The organism is Arthrobacter sp. UYCu712 (assembly GCF_040547005.1).
Classification (GTDB): Bacteria; Actinomycetota; Actinomycetes; order Actinomycetales; family Micrococcaceae; genus Arthrobacter.
The window spans coordinates 176,717-199,276 of record NZ_JBEPOZ010000001.1; the positions used below are offsets into that span (position 1 = coordinate 176,717).

Sequence of the window (22,560 nt, forward strand, 5' to 3'; positions counted from 1 at the left end):
GCCAAGTCCTCTCACCAGGTGTCCGGAGCGTCGTGGGAATGGTTTGGTCTGTGTCTCACCGAGGCTGCCGAGGCGGGGTCCGTTCTGCCCTGGCGGGGGAGGCGGCACCTTTCAGGGTGCCGCCTGCCCTTGTTCCGGTGTTTCCTTTGGCGGGGTCCGTTCTGGTCAGGAGTGGGCGGCGCTGGTGTCGATGGCGCCGTTGACGCCCTTGGGGAAGAACCCGCCTTCGCGTGCCTTTTTGGGGGTGAGGTAGGCGATGTTCAGGACCTGTCCGGGGCTGCGGCTGAAGGCGATGCCGTTTCCGTCGGTGGGGACGAGGTTGGCGGTGTCTTCGGTGCCGATGCCCTGGTCGAGATCGGTGGACCCGTCGAGGCTGTCCCGGGCATCCGAGATTTTCTGGGCCGGCAACTGCAGGTCGCGGGCGTACAGGGTGGTGCGGATGATGCCTGCGTGGTAGGCCTCGACGGCGAGGATCCCCGCGGCGGCTTCGAGGTAGGTTTTGTTATCGATCAGCGGTGCCGCTCCTTTGTAGGCGGTGACGCCGACGTCCTCGAAGATGAACGCGCCGAGGAGGAAGCTGATCTCATCGGTGAAGGGGTTAAAGTTCGGGTCCAGGCCGGCAGCCTTGGCTGCGGCCTTGAAGCTGGCCTCCAGATCAATCTGGGGCCGGGAAACGGCAGCTTTCCCGAGCGCGGTGCGGAGGAATTTGACGTGGGCCTTTTCGTCGGCGGCTATCTCCTTGGCGTATTTTTCGATTAGGCTGCCGGGCTTGAAGGGGACCTGCGCGCCGCCGGTAACGCCGCCCTTGCGGCCCTTGCCGTCCGTGAGGTCGTCATCCAGGCCGTGGCCGGTGACCGCCCGGAGGTAGAACTCCGCTTCGAGGTATTCCAGGTTAAGGGCGAAGTTCAGGATGGCCCCGTCACTGGGCCCCTTACCGGAATTCTCCGAACCGGAGTTTGCGTGCGCCGGTGAGCTTGCGAGCAAGGCCGCGGCCCCGCCGATTCCGGCGATGCCGGCGGCCCGGAACAGGATGCGCCGGTCCATCGGGTTCTCGGCACTGCGGTCGAGGGCTTCGGTGATGAATTTCTGGTCGAACATGGGTGTGCTCCTGTCATGAGTGCGTTTTTGAGACCATGACATTCCGGAGGGTACTCCTGCGGGGCGCGGGCCGAAAGAGTGAGCCCCAAACTGCGGTGTTGTTGTTGTCCCGGGTGCGGGGCTGTTCTGGGTCGTTCTTCCGGTTCCCGTGGACCGGTCCATGGGGCGATGGCTTGGGCGCGGCGGAGGCCCCGTCTGCAGAAACCAGAAGCTGTGTGCGGCTCGGGCTTCACCGCAAATCACGAAAGGGTTCCAATACCACATCAAAATGGCAGCGTGTGGCGGCCTGTGCGGCACTTCACGGCACAAGCACGCTGTAGTTCCCCGAAGTGGCGGTGATTTTCACGCGGCAGATCGTCGTTAAGTCGTTAGCTTCCTCGTCTGTCACATCAGCCCAGCTGGCCCCTACAGTTGCAGAAAGGCCGGCCGCAACCAAGCGCCGCGCCAGCGGTGAAGGAACGGTGGGGAGATGTCCGGAGAAAGTTCGTCAAGGGTCACATATCTTACGGTCTCCGATGTGGCGGCCTGCCTGAACGTTTCGAAGATGACCATCTACCGGCTGGTGCGCTCCGGTGCGATGCCCGCAGCGCGTTTCGGGCGCTCCTTCCGCGTCAGCGAAGCCGCCGTCGACCGGTACGTCCACGACGCGGAGATACCCGGGCCGGGAACCTAGGATCGGGCCGGCAGAAATCACGCGCACCGGCAGGGTCCGCTACAGATATTTCAGTGCCAGAAAAAGGGGGAACACCATGTCCAGGAATCCATTTAGAATCGGCGACTACGTTGTCGCGGACGAGCCCTTCAACGGACGGACCGAGGGAGTGGTCATGGCCATCAAAGGCCGCTGCCTGGGCCTGCTTGCCAAAAACGGCCCCAGCGACCACTACGTCTACTACGACTATCGGACCGTGACCCTCCCGAGCTGAGGAACCCCGGCACCAAAGGGCGCCGGTCCTTAAGGAAACCCTTTGACCACCCCGGCAGCCGTACGACCCGGGTACCTGCGCGTGCCGACGCGCGCGGGGGAACTCCGAGGTTCCACAATGTGGTGCCCTTACTGGCAGGCAGGCTCTCTTTGGGTGGTTTAACAGGCCAGTAATTTACCGCCAGCTGGTGGTTTACCGCGGGTGGCGGTCGCGGGGGCAGCAGTCCGGGGCTGTCCTGAGCTGACGCCAATGCCGCAGGTACGGCGCCTTTCCCCGGGCGGCCCAAAAAGGCAATGAGCGCCGGCCGTGCCCCTGAGGACCGGGTAGAAGCGCGCCAGATCAAGGCGCCGGCCACCGCTCCGGCAACACCGGATGCGGCAAGGATCAGCTGTTTCCGTCGCCCGCCGTCCTTGGGTGCGTGCTCTGAGGCCCTGCGCGAGATTTCTCCTAAGCGCCCGCTTGCCACGGCAGCGGTGTCCGAAACCCGCTTCCATGCAGCGGCAGCGGAACGCAGGTGTCAACCGCCGGGGCTCACTTATACGTGCGCCCCGATTCAGGACTGTCCGAAGAACGGCGCAGTGGCCGCCCGGGTTGCCAGGGCCGGTGGTGTTCGATGAGCCAGGCAGCCATTTTCCCGGCACGGACCGCGGCCTTCGTGTCGCCTTCAGCAGCGGAGATGATCGACCCTTTCATCAGGATGTGCCAGGAACGGGCAAACTCTGCGGGCCTTTCCAGCCCGGCCTCTTCGGCCAGGGCCTGGACGTGTTCCCTGATGCGGGCGAGGTAGCCGATGCTGGCCTGACCGAGAAGATGTTCCGGTCCCAACTCCAGTAACACCTTGGTGAATGTGCATGCCTCGAAGTCATCCCGGGAGAACCAGTCGCCGAACACACCAAAAATGGCCAGCAGTTGCTCGGTGGGAGTCGTCCCGCGGCGCCGGGCACCGGCGAGGATCTGGTCCGTTGTCCAGACCTGGTCCCGGTGTGCCAGGGAAGCCAGAACCACGTCGTCCTTGGACCGGAAGTGGCGGTAGAACGTGGCCTTCGCGACCCCGGAACGGCTGATGAGCTCGTTGATGCCGACATCCCGGACGCCGCGGCGGGAGAAGAGTTCATACGCGGCGGCCAGGATCCGGTCGCCCGCGTCCCCGGCTCCGGAATCCGGCGAAACCACAGCATCGGGGACGGGCGGGGTCGGTGCCGGGTGCCCCGGCAGGGCAGGTGAATCCATGCACAGAAATTTACATGAATTCAGGGACAGACCGGTCGGTACCGTTGTACTATTTTGCCATGATTTGAAGCCCCGTGTTTTCTGACTGCAGGCGGGTTTACGGCCGCCATCCGGGCCGGCGAACAAAGGAACAGTCAATGTCGATGCATCAAGCGGCCGTTCCGACACCGGCCGGAAGCGGACAGCAGGCACCCCTGGAAGCCAGAATGCCCACAGGAGATGATCTCGCGGGAATACGCCGACAGGCCGCCGAAGTAATCGAGGCGATACTGTTAGGGACCGATCCGCACCATGCCCGGGCCAGGGATGAACTTCACCGGCATCTTGCCGCGCACCCCGGGCAATCGGAAATAGCACTGGCCGAACACTTGCTCAGTATCAGAGGCCTCCCGCCCCGCGGAACCGGTTGCCCGTAAATGCCCCGACGGCGCTGGGTGAAAGCGGTGAACGATGACGAAATCCTGGCAGTGTACGAAACTGGCGCGGCTCGAATCCTCAAGAACTGACGGACGGAACGTCGCCACCCTGCACCCGGCCGCGGCTGTCACCCCGGCAAAACTATTAGAGACATCGCCGCCAAAGCGCGCCGGACAGCTTTGGAGGCCCCCCTTGGACGCCGTTACCTGTTCCGGCGACCTCTCCGACATACCCGAACTGTACGCCGATCAGGCCGAGGAGGTTTGCTCCCGTCGGGGTCAGCGGACGATGGACGTCGTAGTCCCTAAAATCGTCGACTTGTGCGAGAAGACCAGTCCCTCGAATACGAAGGTACCCGAGTAAGTGATCTTTTGATCCATATAAGTTACTCTGCCTTAAGTCAGGTTTTGGCGTTCGGAAACACGTCGTCAAGCATGCTCAGTCGGCGCCGTTGGGACGCATTTTCGAAACCAGCTGTTAGCGTTCGCGGCCATGAAAAACTGCCCACAGGCGGACGGCCCGGTGCCCGTTGGTGGCGAGTTCTAGCGATCGTTGCAGCACCTCCGAAAATCCGGAGTAGCACCACCCATGGATTCACCATCAAGAAATAGTTCTTCCTTAGCGAAAAACACCGCGCCTTTGGTTGGGGCTACAGTGAAGCGTCCGCAGCAGTCCCATACCCGTGCTCAACGACAGGACTTCTTTCTGCCTTGGCGCGTCTGGGAACTGTGGTCGAGGCCACCGAGGAGCTCGGACTGAACCGGAGTACCTGCCAAAAGTGGGCGCACACTGCCGGGATCAGGCGCAAGCGCACGTACCCCCAGACCTATACGGAAATTAGGCTCGGAGCGAATGGCCAAGTTGTCCCGGACGCGAGCACCAGTCACATCACGATCTCAGCCTTGAGTTGCCGTACCTTAGGAGGAGTCTGCTACCGAAATTTACCACTAGGACACTCATGCCCGCTCTGCCGAATATTGACCATCTGGCGCTGACCGTCAGGGACATCATCGCCAGTACGACCTTCTACTCTCGACTCTGGCAAACCGAGCCTACGGGGTATATGGCTGACGGCCCGTTCATACGCAGGATCTTCGCACTCGCCGATGGGCTTACCCTCGGGCTGACCCAGCACGCCATCAGTTCCGCAAAGGACTTCGATGAAAAAAATCCCGGCCTCGACCACATCGGATTCGCGGTGCATGATCGAACAGGCTTGCTCGAGTGGCGCGACCATCTCGAAGAAATTGGCGTCGAGCACAGCGGGTTGGTCGATGCCTCCTACGGAACGGCCCTGAGTTTCAAGGATCCAGACGGAATCGCTCTGGAATTTTTCGTACCCGCAGGCTAGCCACATGGGCGCCTGCTATCCGCCGAGGGCCCTTCAAAGGCTGCAACCCGTCACCGGCGACCACGCACCGGATGAACTGAAAGCCCTTCTGACCGACGCCCGTCGGAATCCCACGCCCGGGGTGTCGGGCCGCTACACCATCATTCCCCGGTCATAGTCCTTGACGGCGTATTTACCGATCCTGTCAATACATTAAGAGATTTACTTCTTTGTGATCGTATTTGGCCCGATCCCGCGATAGGTTCGGTGCACATGGGAGAAGAACCCATCTGAAGAGTGCGGAGCGCATCGTGCAAGTCCCGGGTTTTGTGGTGATTGGTCATGAGTGTCCGGTGCTTCCTGCGGCCGGGTATTGCAGGTGACAGTGACAATTACCGGCAACGATCGGGGCATCCCTGAACCCGGGGAGTCTTTGCAGGTGCTTCTGGGCAGAATCGAAGCGGGGGATGCAAATGCGTTCGAGGATCTGTATTCGCGGACGGTGAGGCGTCTATACGCTCTGGCATTGGGGGTGATCAGGGATAGGGGCATGGCCGAGGATGTGGTGCAGGAAGTCTACGTGCACGTGTGGTCCTTAGCGGGACGATACAACCGGTCCTTGGGCACGCCTCTAGCCTGGCTGTTTACCCTGACCCACCGCCGCGCGGTGGACAGGGTCCGGCGCGAGCAAAGCGCACTTGAACATGACTCCCGGCACCAGCGCGAGACCTCGGCACTGGGCCAGGAACTAACCGAGGACCTTGCCCTGCGCAGGCTCAGGGCGGAAGAAGTCCATGCGTGCCTGTCCACGCTCAGCGCAAGGCAGTCAGAAGCCATCGTCCTGGCATATCTCGGCGGCCACACCCAGACCGAGGTAGCCGCCGCATTGAAGATCACAGTCCCGGCGGTGAAATCCCGCATCCGGGACGGCCTGAGCAGAATGCGCCTCTCCTTGGAACGTGCGGGGCGGCCCTGACTCTGCGACCTGACAAGCAGCTGCCGGTTCTGCCGCACCACTGACGGACGGCCCGCGGGCATACCGGACGATAGTCCGTTGCCGATTCGGTACCTGATTTGACACCGACCACTTCGCCCACATCCGTCTCAGCAAAGGATCCTTTGCCAAGACGAACACAGACAGTGTCCCGACGAAGCCCAGGACGAGTATCGGGCGGTGTACGGGACCGAGGTGAGCAGGGACGATATCTTCCACTCCCTCGATCCTGTGGCTGCGACGCAGCTCGGTGGCGAACCGGATGCCTGAGGTGTAGTTGAGCCGCGTGCTCGGGTGGTTCCACCCCAGCGGCGCTGGTTTTCGCGTGTCCACGTATGTTGTTCAGGCCACTGTTGGTTGTGGTCGGGGTTCTACGGCGAGGATGCCGACGTCGACCGTGCCCGGGGTAAGGCCGGTGTGGCTGATGTTCTCGCGCACGCGTTGTTGCACCGTCTCGGCGACGTGGAGCGCGGTGTAGGCAATGTCGGTGGCAATGTCGAGGCGGACGTTTGCCGTGCCGTCCGTGATCGTGGCGGTGACGCTGTCGTGCCGGTAGGTGCCATTTTGGCTGCCGGAGTTGCGCAGGTTCAGTAGGGCTGCCGTACCGAGCCGGGCCAGGAAGCCTTGGAGGGTGGGTTCGAGTCTGAGGACTCCGGGGGTGTCCAGGGCTGTGCGGGCGGCCAGGGACGCGATTAGTTCGCTGGTGATCAGTTGGCCGTGGAGCGGTTGTTCAGACATCGTAGAGGTCCTCCACTGTGATGTTGATGGTTCCGGCGTTGATACCGACACCGGCCGGAATGGCGTTGCTGATCTCGTGCCGCAGGGCCTGGATGGTTCGGGGGATGTCGATGCCCGGGGCTGCGGCAACCCGGAGATTGATGATGAGGTGGGGAGCGGCGCTGGCGGGGGTGGCGGTGGTTCCGGAAGGGTGGTCTTCGGTGGCGAGGCTGGTGGAGCTGGAGCGTATGTCGATGTGGCAGCGTCGTGAGTGGATGCCGGGGATCGCTGTGCCCGCGAACCGGATGAGGGAGCTGAGGGCCTGCTCGCTGATCTCGGTTGTGCCGTTTTCCGTGCTGGCCAGGACGATTCTTTTGCTGCGGCGGATCTCGGCGCGGGCGACGTCCATGATGGCGTTTTTGATCCCGGGGCGGGGTCGTAAGGCGGGATCGTTCAGGTCGTGGTCGCGCAGTGTCCGGGTTGCTTCGCTGAGTCGTTGCAGCCGGGTCCGGGCTGCTTGGCATTGATCGCACTGTTCTTCGTGTGCGTCCGGTGGTTGGTCGATGGTGGCCCAGATGCGGTCGATGCTGCGCCCGCAACCCAGGCTAGGGGCGTCTTCTAGCGCCATTGGCTCATCCCTTCCGCTATTTGGTGCCGGGCCCGGGCGAGCGTACCGCGGACTGCGGCCGGGCTGATCTTCAGTGTGGCACCGATTTCGGCGTAACTGCGGCCGTGCATTTCGCGCAGCAGCCAGCAGGCCCGTTGTGTCGGGGGGAGCGTGTTCAGCAGCGCGGTCAGGCCGTCTTGATGGGCGGACCATTCCGCCTCATGCGCCGGGTCCGAGCCGGCGGGCGCCCGGGTGGTGCCGGCTTCGGTGATGGAGCGGATTTCGTCCGGGCCGGTGATGTTCTCGGCACGGGTAGATCGTTTGCGAAGTAGGTCCAGGCATTTGTTAGTCGCCAGCCGGTAGATCCAGCCACCGAAAGCGTTGACGTCAGCGAGCATCGGAAGGCCGCGCCAGCTGGTGGTCAGGGTTTCCTGGACGATGTCCTCGGCATCTGACCGGTTGTTGAGCATTCGGTAAGCCAGCCGGAAAAGCCGGCCCTGGTAGCTGATCACGAGGTGTTCGAAGGCTGCCATATCGCCGTCCTGGGCGCGGGCAACGATACTTCCCTCGTCCAGGTCCGGTTCGGCTTCGAAGCCCGGGCCGTGATTATCCATGCACTGTCCGTCCCGTCCGATGATGTACCGGCGCTTGGCCCCAATATGCCATAGCCGGGCATCGGCATGGAACCGATCCTGGTTGGGTCGTCTCTGGAGAGAAATACTTTGCGCCACGGCGTGACGATTCCGGATCGGCTTCGTCTTTATCTGTGTAAACACGATCACGATCTTCGAGAAGGAGCTGTTTTTCATGGCAGATTCACCCAATACCCCCGGAGCTTCCAGCGGCGTTCTGGCCACCCCCGAGGAGCAGAAGCGCAACGCCCCGGTGGAGCAGTCGAAGAAGCACGACGCGTTGCACACGGATCGAGGCGACACCACGATCGAGGAAACCGTCGTGCAGAAGCTGGCCGGCATGGCCACCCGCGAAGTCCCGGGCGTGTACGCCATGGGCAGCGCCGGCCGGCGGGCGTTCAGCGCCCTGACCGAACGCATCCCCGGATCACAGACCAACGTCAGCGGCGGTGTCAGCGTTGAAAAGGGCGAACGCCAGACCGCCATTGATGTCTCCATCGTCGTTGAGTACGGCATCTCCATTGTGGACATCAGCCAGGGAATCCGTCGCAACGTCATCCAGTCGGTCGAGCACGCCACCGGTCTGGAAGTGCTGGAAGTGAACGTAAACGTCGCTGATGTGCACCTGCCCGGCGACGACCAGAAGGACCAGCAGCCTCAAAAGAGCGAACTGCAGTAAGTCCACCGCACCGGGCGGGGATTTCCGCCCGGTGCACACGCACCGCTGAAAAGGAAAAGGATGGCTATGTCTACTACACGTTGGTGCCTGGCGATTGGCCTGGTGCTGGGAATTGTATTGGCTTTCGGTGGGTGGTGGGCTCTGGTGTCCGCGGTGATCCTGGGCTTCATCGGGTTGGTGGTCGGCCGGGTCGCGGAGGGAAAGCTCGACATGGCGGCCCTGTTCGGTAAAGCATCGAGCCGATGACCCCGCAAGGCGCTCACGCGCTCTCAACCTCCGAAGTCGATGGTCGCACTGGCGGCGACGTCGACGCGCGGGGGCGGACTGTGCTGGCGGATAAGGTGATCGAGAAAATCGCCAGCCAGGTCGCCAGTGATGAATCGGCCGCCGGCGGTTCCTCCGGGGGCTTCCTGGGCATCGGAACCCACGCGGATCTGTCCGCCCGCCCCAAGGCGTCCGTGGAGCTGAGCGGGAACATCGCGACCCTCAGCGTTGAAATCGGCATGCCCTACCCTGTCCCCTTGCGGCAGGCGTCGGAGGCGCTGCGGCAGCGGATCCGGACCAGAGTGACCGAGCTGACCGGTGTTGAAGTCCGCCAGGTCGACATCAAGGTCTCTTGGCTGGCCAGCACCGGTGGCGAGGCCGGCGGGCGAAGGAGGCTGTTATGAGCCGCAATGATGGACGCTCCACCCGTCTTCGGCGCCGTCCCAGCCGGACTGTTCCGGCATTAATCGTGGGGATCCTGCTGTTGGCCGCCGGCGTCGCCCTGGTGTGGTTGACCGTCGCCCGCCTGGTCGAGGGCAGGTGGTCCGCGCTCCTGCAAGGAGTCCGGGACTGGCTCACCGCGCTGGCGTGGAGCAGTCCCGCTGTGTGGGGGATCGGGGTTGCCGCCGCCGTGGTCGGGTTGGTCCTGCTGCTGTGCGCCTTCATCCCCGGCGGGTTCACCGCCTTAACCGTACGGAGCGCCGCTGATGTTGATGCGGCAGACGGGCAGGCGCAAGTGCAGGAACGGGAGACCGTGATGACACGGCGTGCCGTCGCCCACCTGGCGAAAGTGTGCTGCGCTCAAATCGACGGCGTCAGCTCAGCGACGGCGACTGCCACCAACAAGCGTGTGCACCTGAACGTGAAGACATCCCTGCGGGACACCAGCGATCTGCACACCCGCGTCACCGACGGTGTCCGGGATCGCCTGAATGCGATCGGCCTTGACCCGCTCCCCCGGGTCACCACCACCGTCGAATCCAAGGGCTAAACATCCGTTCGCGTCCTTGCACCATTGCTCAAAGGAAGGATTCCGATGCGACAGGCAGCCGGAACTTTGAACCGCACCTGGCTGACGATCCTGGGCATCCTCGTCCTGGCCGCCGGCATCGCCTTGCTCCTACAGGCAGCCGGCATCCTGCACACACTGGCCGGCACACCACCGCCGGGGGACAAGGTCATTCCAGGTGACCTGCATTCGTTCTTCGTCCAACCATGGGTGATGGGACTCCTACTGGTTCTCGGAGTTCTGGTCGGTGTGCTCGCGCTGTTGTGGATTATCGCGCAGATTCCCCGGAAGAACGCCGCCGACACCTACCGGTTCCACACGGACGGCGCTGAAGGCCGCACCCTCTGTGACCCGTCCGTCCTGGCCCGTGCGGTAGAAAACCAGGTCAACACCCTCCCCGGCGTCGTCACGTCCTCAGCCGTTTTGCGGGGCACCGCTGACGATGCGGACCTGACCCTGCAAGTCACAGTCAATGACCGGGCCGATGTCCGGGACCTGCTTCGTCGGCTGGAGACGTCCACACTGCCGGACCTTTGCACCGCCCTGGAGGCACCCTTGCAGCGGCACCGTTTGCAGATCGACGTCAGTGGGCGTGCACAGAGCACTACAACCGTTGTGCGCTCCACCGGCACCGTCCTCCAATAGCGAACCGAAGCAACCTTGAGGAGGACCAGCCATCACCACCGGCAGCGTCGTCGTCTACTCCACCGACGGGAGCGCAATCGGTTCCGTCCGCCAGGTTTGTCTGTCGTCGGATCGGCCGCTTCGTCTTGACAAAGGATCCTTTCCTGAGACCCAGCTAGCGGCCCGGGAAACGTACGGTTGGCCCGGTCCATGGCGGGAGTCACCGCCAGCGTCGAATCGATGACCGGGTGCGGCCGTTTAGGAAGCGGCCGACCCCTGGCCGGGAACCTCCGTGGCGATGCCGGCCCGGGGGACACGGACGATTTCAAGATCGGCCATGTCCAATAAACGGCGGCCGCCGGTTAGTTCGTCCATGATCCAGAACAGCCCGTGCTCCGGGATCCTCTCTGTCACCCGCCCCTGGTGAACGAGGGCGGCCCCGTACCGGGCCGCGATAAGGTCCCCGGACGCGAGGTCATGGCAGTTCTTAACAACAGTCTCTTCACTCATGGTCATGTGGCCGCTGCCTTTCTAAAGGGTTTCCGTTCTCACAGAGTGCACGCTCAAGGCTGCACGAAAGTTTCCGCCGTGTGGGTTTTTTCCGTTCTCACGCCGGGCATCGCCTTTACCCGTTCGGTTTGCGCGGTGCGGCCGGGGGCCACCCAGCAGCACTTTCCTCCCCGGGAAACCACGATCAGAGCCTACGAGAGGAAAAGCCGAGAACGAATCCTCAACCTTGGGCTTCGCCCTGACTTACGCCGTCCCGGGACGTCACGTTCGCCGAGGATGGTTCCCAAGCGGCACAGGAAACGCGCCTCGCTGCGAAACCTAGCCATCAGCCTCTACCAGATGGCCAAAACAACCAACATAGCCAAAGCCACCCGACACACCGCCAGAAAAGCCCACCGGGACCTAAAACTCACCGGAATCGACCCGCGCCCATGGCCGCGGCGAACTTCTGCGTGAATTCGGCAGCCACGGACTCCTGGACGGACCTACGAGGAAAGTAGTCATAGAGTTTTTTCCTAAAGAACGTGAAGAACGGTGAGGGCCCGTCAAGGAATTGACGGGCCCTCACCGTTCTTCGATTGATCAGCTCGATTGGCGGGGGCCGACTGGCCCCGCCGGTCCTGGGCGGGAGTATGCCTCCCACCTCAGTCAGGCTGTGCGGTCCCTGATGAAGCCGGCGATGTCGTCGACTGTTTGTTCGCCGCGCTGGATTCGCCCGGCGGACGTGAGCAGTCCGTGGGCGTACCCGGAGAGGTGCTGGTACCGGACCTCGGTTCCGGCCTGGGCCAGCGCTGCGGCGTAGTTTGCCCCCTCGTCAACCAGCGGGTCGTTGTCCACTGTGATGACGTAGGCCGGTGGAAGCCCGGCAGGGAGCTCCGCCAGGGCGGGGCTGATGTCCGGCCGCGTCCGGTCGGTTCCCTGGGGCAGATAGTGGTCCGCGAACCAGGCGATGGTGTCCGCAACCAAGGGAAAGCCATCAGTGACCCGGTTATACGACGGAGCAGACATCGTCAGGTTGACCATCGGGTAGATGAGGACCTGCGCCGCGATCGGCCTCGGATGAGCGCTTTTCGCGTTTTCGATTGCCAGGACCGCGGCCAGCTGCCCGCCTGCACTGTCGCCGACCAGGACGGCCTTGGTTATCTCCAGGCCGTGAACCGGCCCTGCGGTGAACAGCCAGTTCAGCGCAGCCCTGCTGTCGTCAATTGCCGCGGGGTATAGGTGCTCCGGGGCGAGCCGGTAGTCCACCGCCACGACCGGCAGGCCCGTGAGAGCAGCCAGACGCCGGCACAGCCCGTCATGCGTGGAGAGACTTCCCATGACCCATCCGCCGCCGTGAAAGAACATCACGACGGCGGTGGGTTCACGCCGGGCCTGCGGCTCGTAGACCCGTACCCCAAAATCCTGCACCGTGAAGTCGGAAACTGCGAAGAGCGAATCGCCGTCGAGACCGTTTGCGGCACAGCCGCGCTCGTACATCTCACGCACCTCGTCCACGGGGTAGGTGTGGAACGGGCGTCCACCGGAGGCCCGGAACCTCTCCAGAACGGCTGTTGCGTCCTCGGCTACGGGCCTTCCGCTGAACAGATCCTGGCTGGTCACTTGCCCGGACCGGTCTCGGCCAGCTGGAGGTAGTCCTCGAGCTGGAGGTCCTGTGTGTGGGTCCGGTATTCGTTGACGGTCCCGGACCAGTTGTTGATGACGCGGCCCTCCTCGTTCTTGCACCAGGAGGAGCACTCGGAAGAGAAGGCGGACTTATCGAGCTCTTGCTGAACGTGGGTGTTGAAATCGTCAAGCACGCCGCGGTCAACTTCCAGTACCCTCGTCTCGTCGGCCGCGATGTACTCAACAGCCTGCGCGATGTAGCGGTGCTGGGCTTCGAGCATGGACACCACGGAGTTGTGGTTCAGGTTGGTGTTCGGCCCGTAGACCATGAAGAGGTTGGGGAAGCTGTCGACGGTGATGCCGAGGGTATGCTTCGGGGGCGTTGCCCCACCTCTCGTCCAGGCGGAGTCCGTCGCGTCCTGCAACGCGCATAGAGCCCTGGAAGGCGTGGCTCTTGAACCCGGTGGCGTAAACGATCACATCGAATTCGTGCTCGACGCCGTCTGCCGTCCGGATGCCACGGGGCGTATATTCGGTGATCTTCTCGGTCACGAGGTCCACGTTGTCGCGGGTCAGTGCGGGGTAAAAATCATCGCTGCGGAGGATGCGCTTGCAGCCGAAGTCGTAGTCGGGTGTTAGCCTGGCTCGCAGGGCAGGGTCCGCCACCTGGCTTTCGAGGTGCTGGCGAGCCTGCTGGACACCTTCCTCGGACGCTGCACTGTGGCGGCGGGTACGTTCGAATCCGGCTTCACGGAGCTCATGGATTTCTTGGCGCTTCGTCAGGTAAAGCTCCGGGTCCGCCAGGAACGCGGCGGTCTCTTCTGCCGTAAAGACGTACTGGTCGCGGGGGAGGATGTAGTTGGCGGAACGCTGGAACACCGTGAGGTTCGAGGCGATCTTGGCTACCTCGGGCACATACTGGACGGCGGTCGCCGCGGAGCCGATGGAGGCGACGCGCTTACCGGTCAGATCCAGGTCGTGGCGCCAGGAGGATGAGTGGAACACCTCGCCTTCGAAGGACCCAATGCCCGGGATGTCCGGGATGTTTGGCACATTCAATTGGCCCCAGGCTGCCACGACGGAACGGGCCAGGAACTGGGAGCCGTCTGCGGTATGCACGGTCCAGAGGCGGCGGTCCTGGTCCCATTCGGTTGCTGTGATGTTCTGGCCGAAGCGGATGTGTTTGCCCAGGCCGAATTTCTCCACCATGGACCGCAGGTAACCCTGCAGTTCTTCCTGGCCGGCGAACAGCCGGGAAACTTTCAGGTTGAGGAAATAGCTGTAGCAGTACACGAGCGCCTGGGTGTCACAGGCGGCGCCCGGGTACGTGTTCTCGCGCCACACACCTCCGACGTCGTCGCCGCGCTCAAGGATCAGGAAGTCCTCGACGCCTTCCTGCACGAACTGGGCTCCCTGGCCCAGGCCTCCGAAGCCGGCGCCGATGACGATGGAGCTGTAAATGTGGTCGTTGGTGATTGACATGGTGTTCTCTCCTCAGGGGAATGTCTGGTGTGTCAGTAAAAGGTGATGATTTGGCGCAGCGCGTGGCCGCCGTCGAGAGTGTCCATGGCCCGGTTGATTTCCTCGAGCGGGATGGTGTCCGAGACAAGGCCGTCAACGGCCAGGTGCCCGGAGCGCCACAGCTCTTCGTAAATCGGGATGTCGTGCTCCGGAACGGCGGAGCCGAGGTAGCTGCCGACGCCGCGAAAGGGGCCAGTTGCGCCTCGATCTGTTCATCGGCCGCGGCGATATCGGCCTGTCAGTAGGAGTCCTTCCACCTTGTCTGAGCACACCCGGGTGGATTCGGCCCGGAAGATTCAGCCCTCACACGCTGTTCCCCGATGTGTCGGGTCCGGCGGGACCAACGGGAGTGGTCAGCGGCTGCTTTCGGCGTTGCCGGAGATGCGCTGCAGCAGCGAAGCGAGTACGGCTTGTTCGCTGTCATCCAGGCCGGCGAGCAACTCGCGGTCGTGAGCGACGCAGCGGGGGAATTCCGTTTCGACGAGGTTCCGGTCGGTGTCGGTGAGCTGCAGGAGCACCACCCGTCCGTCGCATTCAAGGCGCTGGCGCAGGATGAGTTCGATGTCTTCGAGCCGGCTGGTGAGTTTCGTGGTCGCCGCTCCGCTCAGCATGGTCTCTGCGGTGACTTCGCTGGCCCGCAGGGGCCGGTCGCTTCGGGCCAGGGCGCCTGCGTCGTCCCATCAATGTGTCTCACATACGCTGTTCTCAGCAAAAGCGAACTTAGCCTTTGATGAGCCCAAGGGGAGTGGGCGTGGGGAGCATTGGATATGACAGGGTCAGAACCGTGGACCAGAACGCGGACCTGCAGCATGCGGCGTTGAATGCCGCGGGCTGCTCCCGGATCTTCACGGACCAAGGTGTGAGCGGCACACGGGCCAGCCGGCCCGAGCTGGACAAGATGCTGGATCACCTGCGCGACGGTGATGAGGTAGTGGTCTGGAAGCTGGACCGGCTGGGGCGCAACACCCGGAACCTGCTGGCTCTCATCGATGACCTGGAAGACCGGGGCGTGCACTTCCGCAGTGTTACGGAAGGCATCAGCACAACTGGGCCGATGGGCCGGGCCATGCTCACCGTCATGTCTGCGTTCGCCCAGCTCGAGCGCGACCAGCTGGCCGAGCGGACCAGGGCCGGCATGGCCGCCGCCGCCGAACACGGGCGAAAGGCCGGACGGCGGGAAGTCACCGCGGCTCATGCGAAGGTCAAGCGCGCCCGAGACCTGCAGGCACAGGGGCTCACGCCGGCCGATATCGGTAAGATCATCGGGGCCAGCCGCGCCACCGTCTATCGCTACCTGAGCATGGAAAGCAACGAACTGGTCTGACGAGGACCGAAGGCTACGTCACGTAGGGCTGGAATAGGCGCGTGGTCCGCGATGCACGTTTCTGCGGGGCACTCTTGCCGGACGCCCGCGATGGCGATGACGCGGCCATGGAAATGCACTGAGCACTGAGCTGGAACCGCCACATAGCGCTGACAGAGCAGCCAAAGACCGCCGCGATTCACAGTCGAACGCTACGAGCTCGGGAACTCTGCTCCTCAGTGGAGAGCCCTTAGCTGGCCGGCGGCCGTCGCCCCTGAAGGAGAACCATTTACGGAGCCGCCGGACGCAAAGTCAGGGGCAAGTCTTGCCGGCGCGCAGGAGCGGTGTGCTCACCACCCGTCCGTGCCCGGGCCACCCTTGAACGGACCAACGATCTGCGTGGTGATCCACCCGCCGTAGAAGTCACCATCCTGGAAGGTCACCTGCTCGCCGTTGACCTCGCAGGAGTCCATGTGATCTGGGTAGAGGGCCACTCGGGTATTGAGCGCCTCGAAACCCCGGGTGGGTTCCGGGTAGGTCCACCCGGCACGGGGAACGAGGACTCCGCCGGCAACGACGTCGAAGTAGTGCGCTTCTCCCTTGAACTCGCAGAAGCTGGTGCCCTCGGCCGGGACGAGTGCACCGGCAGGGAATGCGTCCAATGGCAAGTAGTAGACAGGCGGATGACTCGTCTCCAGGACGCGCACTGCATCGGTGGTGTCGGCAATCACCTGCCCGCCCAGCCGCACGATGACCCGTTCCGATCGCGGCTCGACCCTTGGCGGCCGCGGGTAGTCCCAGACCGATTCTTGACCGGCCTTGGTTTTGGTGGGCTGGGGACGCCGGAAGAAGCCGGAAAAACCGTGGGCAGGAGTCATGTCCCCATGCTGCCATCTTCCGCTGAAATGGCACCGTGAACGCCGGGGGAGATCTCGGTTGGCACGACACCATCTCGGGCGTAGGCCACCACCGCCTGGAGGCCTGCGCAGGCGGTGGTGACCCCGGACGTCTTATCAACATGGATGCGTGCGTGATCGGCGCCTGTGGCCGACAGGGAGTTCGGATGCCGGGTCGGATCCTCCTTGCACCGTCGCGGAAGCTGCACCTGTGACGGACCACTGTGGCAGGACCTTCCGGACAACATACGGGACAGCCGGGTTACGCGGCATTCCGCGGATCCCGACCAGCTGGGGCTGTACCGCTTTAAGGGTTTTGAAACGCACACATAATAGGTTCCGCGCAGTGATGCGCCGCCGTTTGCGGTGCGCTGGCCCTCATGGTCTCGGCTCAGCGCAGAATCTTTACGAGCGCGACCCAGGAGAATACGACCGCGCCGCTCAGCGCCACGATCGTGGCGAGGGCCACCACGAGCAGACCGGCCGGCAGCGACGGCACGAGCAGCACGCCGCCGACCGCGTAGACGACGAGCGGGAACACGAACGACGCGATGTGCTGGGCGTCCCAACGGTGCGGATGTCCAGCACTGTCGTAAGTCCCTTAGAACAGCGGCCAGGGCACCGCCGACATCTCACCGCTCGGAGCCGGAAACCGCCCTGCCAAGCGCAACCGGGTGCAGCGCGCGGCGAGCGAAGCGATTTCTTCGGCGCTGAGCAAGTCCGCTAGGTTTCGGCCCAGCTCACCGTGCAGTCCTTCCCTGACACGATCGATGCTGTCGCGTTCCTCGGCGGTCAGAGCGTCTCCCAACCACCCCCACAGCACCGTGCGCAGCTTGTGGTCACGGTGAAAGGTGAGCCCATGGTCCACGCCGTGCCGGTGTCCGTCCGGCATGGCAAGAATGTGGTCGCCTTTGCGGTCGGCGTTGTTGACGACCGCGTCGAACACCGCCATGCGTCTGAGCGCTGGCGAGTCTTCGTGAACGAGGGCGACCATCCGTCCGTTCTCATCTCGTCCCTCGAGAACGTGTTTCCAGCCCGTCTCCGGCACGTGGTCCGTCGCGACCAGGTTCACGGCGCTTTGGGCGGGGTCTTGCTCCTGCCAGAGCTGCACCATTCCTTCGCCCATCGGACCATCGCGCAGCCAGGTGTGCGGCACGACGTCCCAGCCGAAGACCTGCGAGACCAGGTAGGCGGCCACCTCCCGGTGAGCCAGGGTGCCGTGGGGAAAATCCCACAGCGGACTTTCGCCTGCTATCGGCTTATAGACGACCACCACGTCGCCGATGCTGCCCAGGAATGTAGCGTTGGAAGCCGTCGTGATGCGGTCGGTGAGCGTCAGCTCGGCGGTCACTAGGTCCGGCGCTGGCATCAGGCCTCGGGAAGCGTGCAGATGTGCCCGTCGGCGTCTATGGGGTAACCGCAGAGCGAGCACATCGGACGCCCGGCGCCCACGACCTCACGGGTGCGCTTGGCGAATGCGCGGGCGGTGCCGACCGGCATTCGCACCAGCAGCATTTCGGTCTCGTTAGCGCCGTCCTCATCAAGGGATTCGTCGTTGTCATCAGTATCGACATCGGTGATGGGGTAGGCCTCTATTACGACCTGCGCCGTCGTTGGGTCCCAACCTAAGCTCATGGCGCCGGTCCGAAACTGCTCCTGAACGGCCTCGAGCTGGTCATTGTCGACAAGTTCAATGGGAGTACTCGTGGGAACGCTGAAGGGGTTGCCCTCGACGGTGATGAGCTGATCGAGAATTTCGTCGATCTTCTCGGCGAGCAGAGCCGACTGCTGCTTCTCCAGGGCAATACTCACGATCTGCGTCCCTGCGCGCGCCTGCAGGTAGAACGTGCGCGCCCCAGGAAGGCCGATGGTGCCAACGACGACCCGATCAGGCCAGGCAAACTCGTGAACACGTGTAGGCATGTCAGTATTTTAGGCACATGACGTTCATGGCGCCTTTTGCCCTGCACCGCCGCCCACCGGCGCTCCTCCGGCCGCCGGTCAACGCTGATGCGGCGCAGCACCCACACCAGGGGCAAGGGCCTGCCGCCGGGCTACAGTGAAAGGGCAACAGACACCACTCACGCCAGGGAGCAGCACCATGAGCCACGACTTCATCCTCACGGACGAGGACGCGGCAGCCGCTGGCGCCACCCACGCCCAGGACATGCTGGAGCTCACCATGCAGCAGAGGAGCTCCGCAGTGGACATCTCCTGGGAAAAATCCCCGCTGGACCAGTAACTTTCGCAGCGACCACGCAGCACCACAGGTTTCCTCTTGCTGAGGGAAAAACTGAGGCACTCGTCAAGCCGCGGCGGTGCTGCGGGGGCTGGTAGATGGTGCCGTGGCGGATCATGGCGTAAAGGGTCGGCTCTGATCGGAGTCTCGGCCGGATCAATCGCCAAGAAGTCCGGGTGGACGAAGAACGCTGTGGAAGGGCCACTGAAAGCCAACTCCTCCGACGCTGGAGAGGCCGCCTGGGTACATCATCCGACGGGCCTCTCGGCTTCGTTGGCTCCGCTAGGCGGCGGATCCTTCCAACTCAGGCGGGACCGGCAACTGACTGAGCCATTTTCTGGCGTCGTCCACGGCTGTGAAGTATGCGTGCGGACAGTCCTGCTCGCGCAGCAAGGCCGCGGCAATTACCCGGTCGACCGAGCTGGCCCCGACGAGTGCCACGGCGGAAGCAAAGCGATTCCACGAGAGCGTTTCTCTCGCCCCGGGGCTCATGCAAACGTCAACGATCTCGACGAGCATGGGTTGAAGGCTGGCTCCGGTCGCGGCCTCGACGGCCGCGACGACGGCGTCAGCATCGGCGGCCGACACCGCAGAGCCGGGCGCCCATCGCAGATGAAAGGCGCCCTCCGCGTCCACATTCAAAGTTGCATTAGCGCAGGTCAGCGCGATTTCTACCATGAGTTCCCCTTACTCCTGACATGAGGCCGGCCGACCTTGCAGTATGAAGATGATTCATTGAAAACCTGTTGGCCGGGACCTCGAAGGCCGAGAATACGGGATTCACCGGGGGATTCACAGTCACATCCACAATGCCTCCGCTGCGGCTCCAGTTGGCAGGCCGGGCATGGGCCTCGTAAACGCCCTGACATGAGGAACCCCGCCGCGGATTTTGGTGTAGAAATTTGCGGGGTTGCTTTAAGAGGAACGATTTCCCAGTGCGTGGTCCGCAGGGACCAATGCGAAGCCCCTGAGGGTCATCCGGTCTGGATTTCCGCGTGCGTTGCTGTTAGGAAGGGCGGTCTATGGGAGCTTTGGCCGGTTGGCCGGAACTATGGCCTCGCTCCAGCGACTCCACTGATTTTCGCGGCCAAATGCTATAGCTGGCTGCCCAAATGAACTCGATCGCGACAATGATGCCCAGAACGCCATACCATCCGGTGAGCGCTTGCGTGCGGGCGGAGTCACCTACCAACCATGTGATTGCGGCAATGATTCCCGCGGCAACGATCAGGGCGGCCACGGTCCGGATGACGTCGGCCCAGCACTGCTTTGCATACTGTGACCCGGTTGGTTTGACCGGAAAGGATCCGTCGGCAAAACGATGGGCGAAGTGCGTGTCTGCCCACGCAATCATGCGGGGGCCGTAGGCCACGGAGAACCCAATGTAGAGCGCAGCCAGCCCGTGGTGCCACGAGGCCGTGGCCCCCGTGGCCAGGTGGGCGGTGACCGCCCCCAGAAGCACAACGTCGATGAGTGGAGCGCACACCAATAGGGCTGTGCCGACGCGTCGGGAACCCATCAGGTACCGGGCAGCCAGCCCGCTCAGGACAACAATCCAGAAGCCGATCTCGCAGGCAATGATTACACCAAGGATCACGGTTTATTCCGTTCGATTGGATACACCTACAGCTGCAACGACGGAAAGTGATGAACGATTCATGGCGCTGCCCCCTCAGGCTGTCATATCCCACGAGGCTACAGCACAGTACCCTTACCCAAGGGTGCGGCCTCCCCAAACAATACAGAGTTCCACACCAGCAAAGTTGGGGCCGGGAACACAAGCAAAATCCCTTGACAACGTCATTGAGATTCCTGCGGATTCTAGGCGTCCGCGCCAGCCCGTCTAGCCCCTCCTTCGTCGGGGCCTGCGGTGCAGGAATTTCGGCGGCTTGCTGCAACGTGATGCCGAGTTGCTGTCTGAGGGGTCGGAGGTCGGTGATGTCCGGCGCCGCAATGGGGCTGAATATTTGGCGATAGATTTCCCGGGCGAGGTAGCGTTTGAGGCAGCGCATGGTTTCCCGTTTGCTCTTGCCGTCGGCCGTACGTTTGGCAACGTAGTCCTTGGTTCGGTGGTCCGACTGCGCGCCGTCCCGGGGCGTAAGGAGGGGGATTTAGTGACCGGAGCTTACAACCAGTCGGCAATCGCAACGCTGGTGGAGCGCACCACGCGCTGTGTGATGTTGGTGCACCTGCCGGTGGACCACACCGCCGAATCGGTCCGTGACGGGCTGATCAAGACGATGGCGACCCTGCCGGCGCACCTGCGCGGATCTCTCACTTGGGACCAAGGCGCGGAAATGGCCAAACACAGGGCTCTCAGCATCGCCACTGACATGGACGTCTACTTCTGCGACCCTGCCAGCCCCTGGCAGCGCGGATCCAACGAGAACACCAATGGGCTCTTGCGCCAGTACTTCCCGAAAGGAACGGACCTGAACGCTTTCGGGCCGGAGGACCTGGAGCGCGTCGCCCAGGAACTCAACGCGCGACCACGCAAAACACTGGACTGGGACACCCCAGCCGAGCGTCTACATGATTTACTGATAGCCAGCTAAGCACGGGTGTTGCAACGACCCCTAGAATTCAAGCAGTGGGCAGTTCCGTGGCCGCCTATGGGCAGTTTTTCATGGCCGCTAACATTCTTGGCAGTCCATGGGCTGTTTTTGGCAAGGGGGGTGCTGAAGCGGGTTTCGATTCCAACGGCCCGAATCCAACCGAAATATCTCTCGAGACGGCGGATTCGGTCGACGACATCAAGTGCTTGATGAGCGATGGATCGAGTTGGTTCATACAGGCGAAACGGGCTTGCGGCGCTGACTCTCATCTCGAATCCACTCTGGCCCAATGGTGTGCCCAGACCTTGGGGCCAGGTGATCGACTCGGTTTGGCTGTCAGGGCACCCACTGGTGCAGTCAGGGAATCGGGTGCAGCGCTGGACAAGCGGCGCAGGGGCAGTCGACTCCTGGCCTCGGAGGGATGGGCCCTGACTGCCGTCACCGATCGCCTTCCGCTCGATTGCGGTGAGGCGTTCGAGAATGATGTTCTCAGTGCTGCATATGTGTTGGTGGTCCAGGTCGAGCAAGAACGCGATACTCATGCCGTGGCGGCCGCCAATTGGCTCGCGGGCAGGCTAGTGCCGGACCAGGACGGGGCCAGAGCGTTTATGGCACTTCGAAGCCACTTTCAGCTCGCCGCCGCGGAGGCGGGTACTAGTGACATCAATGCTTGGATGACCGCATTGGATCAAGCTGGCCTGACGCTGTATCCAAATGCTGGCGGCCCTCTCGCAGCCAGGCGACAGGCGCTGAGAACTGCTGTCGTGCGTTGCCGAAAGGCCTGTTTCGGTCGGTACTTTTGCGCTGACGCTACCTGGCGGCCCGGCACCGGCGTCCGGCCCGCCCCCGCGCGTGAGTCATCCGATCGTGATTCTTATCCCGGCGACAGCACCCGTCCAGGGACCGGTCGGGTCGGGCCGAATCAAGTTGGCTCCGACGTATCCAGCTTGCAATTCGACGACTTGCGACAGGATTCCTGAGCAGTCGAGCTCGAGCGACAACGGCCCGTTCCCGGGATCCTGGGACAGTATGATTTGGGCGTCCGGGGTGCCCACGCAAGCGGCCGTGACGGTGTACGCACCAGCAGTCGTCACTGTTGTGGCTCTGCTGAAGCCAACCCCTGGCCCGTCAGCGGGGCCGGAGTCGCCGAGGAGCACCGATCCGGGCGCCGCTGAAAGGCGCTTCTCCAGCTCTGCATAATTTCTGGCTTCCAGGCTCAGAATGTCCGGACCCTTCGTCGGGACGGACGGCGCAGGACGCCCGCTGGGCTCTGCCGCCGGCCGCGCATCGCCGTCATCATAGGCACAGGAGGAGATGCCGCTGGTCAGCAACATGCTCACGATGAGTGCAGCGGAACAGCGGACCGGATTCTTTCCCCCAAGACCTGACATGGGCCACAGCCTA

Annotated in this window: 27 protein-coding genes and 1 pseudogene; 12 read left to right on the forward strand and 16 right to left on the reverse strand. The window is 63.2% G+C overall.

The features are described from left to right. Positions 1 to 165: 165 nt before the first annotated feature. Positions 166 to 1,098 carry a ferritin-like domain-containing protein gene (locus tag ABIB51_RS00900; protein WP_354184657.1) on the reverse strand — a complete coding sequence of 311 codons (933 nt, stop codon included), beginning with the start codon at positions 1,096 to 1,098 and terminating at the stop codon, positions 166 to 168. 469 nt (positions 1,099 to 1,567) lie between these two features. Between ABIB51_RS00900 and ABIB51_RS00905 the strand changes: the two genes are divergently transcribed. Together ABIB51_RS00905 and ABIB51_RS00910 are read left to right on the forward strand one after the other, a co-directional pair. After that, positions 1,568 to 1,771 (forward strand): helix-turn-helix domain-containing protein, encoded by a 204-nt coding sequence (locus ABIB51_RS00905; protein WP_354184658.1) that lies wholly within the window; start codon positions 1,568 to 1,570, stop codon positions 1,769 to 1,771. A gap of 76 nt (positions 1,772 to 1,847) precedes the next feature. Beyond that, positions 1,848 to 2,024 (forward strand): hypothetical protein, encoded by a 177-nt coding sequence (locus tag ABIB51_RS00910; protein ID WP_354184659.1) that lies wholly within the window; start codon positions 1,848 to 1,850, stop codon positions 2,022 to 2,024. A gap of 531 nt (positions 2,025 to 2,555) precedes the next feature. Here the strand turns inward: ABIB51_RS00910 and ABIB51_RS00915 are convergent. Then, positions 2,556 to 3,254, reverse strand: coding sequence for a TetR/AcrR family transcriptional regulator (locus ABIB51_RS00915; RefSeq protein WP_354184660.1), 699 nt, complete (start codon positions 3,252 to 3,254; stop codon positions 2,556 to 2,558). A gap of 1,375 nt (positions 3,255 to 4,629) precedes the next feature. Here ABIB51_RS00915 and ABIB51_RS00920 point away from each other — a divergent pair. Beyond that, the gene (locus ABIB51_RS00920) at positions 4,630 to 5,022 is read left to right on the forward strand and encodes a VOC family protein (RefSeq protein ID WP_354184661.1); all 393 of its coding nucleotides are present in this window, start codon (positions 4,630 to 4,632) and stop codon (positions 5,020 to 5,022) included. 418 nt (positions 5,023 to 5,440) lie between these two features. Beyond that, complete coding sequence (locus tag ABIB51_RS00925; RefSeq protein WP_354184911.1) at positions 5,441 to 5,977, forward strand: sigma-70 family RNA polymerase sigma factor; 537 nt, start codon at positions 5,441 to 5,443, stop codon at positions 5,975 to 5,977. 360 nt (positions 5,978 to 6,337) lie between these two features. Here the strand turns inward: ABIB51_RS00925 and ABIB51_RS00930 are convergent, their stop codons facing one another. Genes ABIB51_RS00930 through ABIB51_RS00940 form a run of 3 tightly spaced genes read right to left on the reverse strand, consistent with a single transcriptional unit; the run spans position 6,338 to position 7,933 of the window. Continuing rightward, on the reverse strand, positions 6,338 to 6,733 hold the full coding sequence (locus ABIB51_RS00930) for an Asp23/Gls24 family envelope stress response protein (RefSeq protein ID WP_354184662.1): 396 nt from the start codon (positions 6,731 to 6,733) through the stop codon (positions 6,338 to 6,340). Continuing rightward, entirely contained in the window at positions 6,726 to 7,340 is a 615-nt protein-coding gene (locus tag ABIB51_RS00935) for an Asp23/Gls24 family envelope stress response protein (RefSeq protein WP_354184663.1), read from the reverse strand. The genes ABIB51_RS00930 and ABIB51_RS00935 overlap by 8 nt, the downstream gene beginning before the upstream one ends. Beyond that, positions 7,331 to 7,933 (reverse strand): RNA polymerase sigma factor, encoded by a 603-nt coding sequence (locus ABIB51_RS00940; RefSeq protein ID WP_354184664.1) that lies wholly within the window; start codon positions 7,931 to 7,933, stop codon positions 7,331 to 7,333. The genes ABIB51_RS00935 and ABIB51_RS00940 overlap by 10 nt, the downstream gene beginning before the upstream one ends. 193 nt (positions 7,934 to 8,126) lie before the next feature. Here ABIB51_RS00940 and ABIB51_RS00945 point away from each other — a divergent pair, with 193 nt between their 5' ends. The 5 genes from ABIB51_RS00945 (at position 8,127) to ABIB51_RS00965 (ending at position 10,548) form a co-directional block, all read left to right on the forward strand. Beyond that, positions 8,127 to 8,630, forward strand: a complete 504-nt coding sequence (locus ABIB51_RS00945; protein WP_354184665.1) for an Asp23/Gls24 family envelope stress response protein — start codon at positions 8,127 to 8,129, stop codon at positions 8,628 to 8,630. A gap of 66 nt (positions 8,631 to 8,696) precedes the next feature. Then, positions 8,697 to 8,876: a hypothetical protein gene (locus ABIB51_RS00950; protein ID WP_354184666.1), complete on the forward strand. Its 180-nt coding sequence runs from the start codon at positions 8,697 to 8,699 to the stop codon at positions 8,874 to 8,876. Next, positions 8,873 to 9,298 (forward strand): Asp23/Gls24 family envelope stress response protein, encoded by a 426-nt coding sequence (locus ABIB51_RS00955; RefSeq protein WP_354184667.1) that lies wholly within the window; start codon positions 8,873 to 8,875, stop codon positions 9,296 to 9,298. Before ABIB51_RS00950 ends, ABIB51_RS00955 begins: the two co-directional genes overlap by 4 nt. Then, positions 9,295 to 9,885 (forward strand): DUF6286 domain-containing protein, encoded by a 591-nt coding sequence (locus tag ABIB51_RS00960; RefSeq protein ID WP_354184668.1) that lies wholly within the window; start codon positions 9,295 to 9,297, stop codon positions 9,883 to 9,885. Before ABIB51_RS00955 ends, ABIB51_RS00960 begins: the two co-directional genes overlap by 4 nt. Positions 9,886 to 9,930: 45 nt before the next feature. Next, on the forward strand, positions 9,931 to 10,548 hold the full coding sequence (locus ABIB51_RS00965; RefSeq protein WP_354184669.1) for a hypothetical protein: 618 nt from the start codon (positions 9,931 to 9,933) through the stop codon (positions 10,546 to 10,548). Between the two features lie 237 nt (positions 10,549 to 10,785). Here the strand turns inward: ABIB51_RS00965 and ABIB51_RS00970 are convergent, their stop codons facing one another. From ABIB51_RS00970 to ABIB51_RS00990, 5 genes are all read right to left on the reverse strand, one after another. Further along, a complete protein-coding gene (locus ABIB51_RS00970; protein ID WP_354184670.1) occupies positions 10,786 to 11,043 on the reverse strand; it encodes a hypothetical protein in 258 nt (85 codons plus the stop codon). 642 nt (positions 11,044 to 11,685) lie between these two features. After that, a complete protein-coding gene (locus ABIB51_RS00975; protein WP_354184671.1) occupies positions 11,686 to 12,639 on the reverse strand; it encodes an alpha/beta hydrolase in 954 nt (317 codons plus the stop codon). Further along, positions 12,636 to 12,929: a hypothetical protein gene (locus ABIB51_RS00980; RefSeq protein ID WP_354184672.1), complete on the reverse strand. Its 294-nt coding sequence runs from the start codon at positions 12,927 to 12,929 to the stop codon at positions 12,636 to 12,638. Before ABIB51_RS00980 ends, ABIB51_RS00975 begins: the two co-directional genes overlap by 4 nt. After that, the gene (locus ABIB51_RS00985; protein ID WP_354184673.1) at positions 12,883 to 14,124 is read right to left on the reverse strand and encodes a flavin-containing monooxygenase; all 1,242 of its coding nucleotides are present in this window, start codon (positions 14,122 to 14,124) and stop codon (positions 12,883 to 12,885) included. The genes ABIB51_RS00980 and ABIB51_RS00985 overlap by 47 nt, the downstream gene beginning before the upstream one ends. 392 nt (positions 14,125 to 14,516) lie before the next feature. Further along, the gene (locus ABIB51_RS00990; RefSeq protein WP_354184674.1) at positions 14,517 to 14,774 is read right to left on the reverse strand and encodes a MarR family winged helix-turn-helix transcriptional regulator; all 258 of its coding nucleotides are present in this window, start codon (positions 14,772 to 14,774) and stop codon (positions 14,517 to 14,519) included. 119 nt (positions 14,775 to 14,893) lie between these two features. Between ABIB51_RS00990 and ABIB51_RS00995 the strand changes: the two genes are divergently transcribed. Further along, a complete protein-coding gene (locus ABIB51_RS00995) occupies positions 14,894 to 15,487 on the forward strand; it encodes a recombinase family protein (protein WP_354184675.1) in 594 nt (197 codons plus the stop codon). Positions 15,488 to 15,816: 329 nt separating this feature from the next. Here the strand turns inward: ABIB51_RS00995 and ABIB51_RS01000 are convergent, their stop codons facing one another. From ABIB51_RS01000 to ABIB51_RS01015, 4 genes are all read right to left on the reverse strand, one after another. Beyond that, positions 15,817 to 16,344, reverse strand: a complete 528-nt coding sequence (locus ABIB51_RS01000; protein ID WP_354184676.1) for a DUF427 domain-containing protein — start codon at positions 16,342 to 16,344, stop codon at positions 15,817 to 15,819. Positions 16,345 to 16,753: 409 nt separating this feature from the next. Next, a complete protein-coding gene (locus ABIB51_RS01005) occupies positions 16,754 to 16,903 on the reverse strand; it encodes a hypothetical protein (RefSeq protein WP_354184677.1) in 150 nt (49 codons plus the stop codon). A 60-nt stretch (positions 16,904 to 16,963) separates the two neighbouring features. Then, positions 16,964 to 17,731, reverse strand: a complete 768-nt coding sequence (locus ABIB51_RS01010) for an SCO1664 family protein (RefSeq protein WP_354184678.1) — start codon at positions 17,729 to 17,731, stop codon at positions 16,964 to 16,966. Continuing rightward, a complete protein-coding gene (locus ABIB51_RS01015; RefSeq protein WP_354184679.1) occupies positions 17,731 to 18,285 on the reverse strand; it encodes a DUF3090 domain-containing protein in 555 nt (184 codons plus the stop codon). Before ABIB51_RS01015 ends, ABIB51_RS01010 begins: the two co-directional genes overlap by 1 nt. 178 nt (positions 18,286 to 18,463) lie before the next feature. Here ABIB51_RS01015 and ABIB51_RS01020 point away from each other — a divergent pair, with 178 nt between their 5' ends. Next, positions 18,464 to 18,604 carry a hypothetical protein gene (locus ABIB51_RS01020; RefSeq protein ID WP_354184680.1) on the forward strand — a complete coding sequence of 47 codons (141 nt, stop codon included), beginning with the start codon at positions 18,464 to 18,466 and terminating at the stop codon, positions 18,602 to 18,604. Positions 18,605 to 18,883: 279 nt separating this feature from the next. On the opposite strand, the gene ABIB51_RS01025 is transcribed toward ABIB51_RS01020, so the two are convergent. Further along, positions 18,884 to 19,279 (reverse strand): DUF7793 family protein, encoded by a 396-nt coding sequence (locus ABIB51_RS01025; RefSeq protein WP_354184681.1) that lies wholly within the window; start codon positions 19,277 to 19,279, stop codon positions 18,884 to 18,886. Positions 19,280 to 19,607: 328 nt separating this feature from the next. Beyond that, entirely contained in the window at positions 19,608 to 20,198 is a 591-nt protein-coding gene (locus ABIB51_RS01030; RefSeq protein WP_354184682.1) for a hypothetical protein, read from the reverse strand. 484 nt (positions 20,199 to 20,682) lie between these two features. Between ABIB51_RS01030 and ABIB51_RS01040 the strand changes: the two are divergent. Then, positions 20,683 to 21,156, forward strand: a pseudogene (locus ABIB51_RS01040) (IS30 family transposase); the annotation flags it as partial. Positions 21,157 to 22,560: the final 1,404 nt, after the last annotated feature.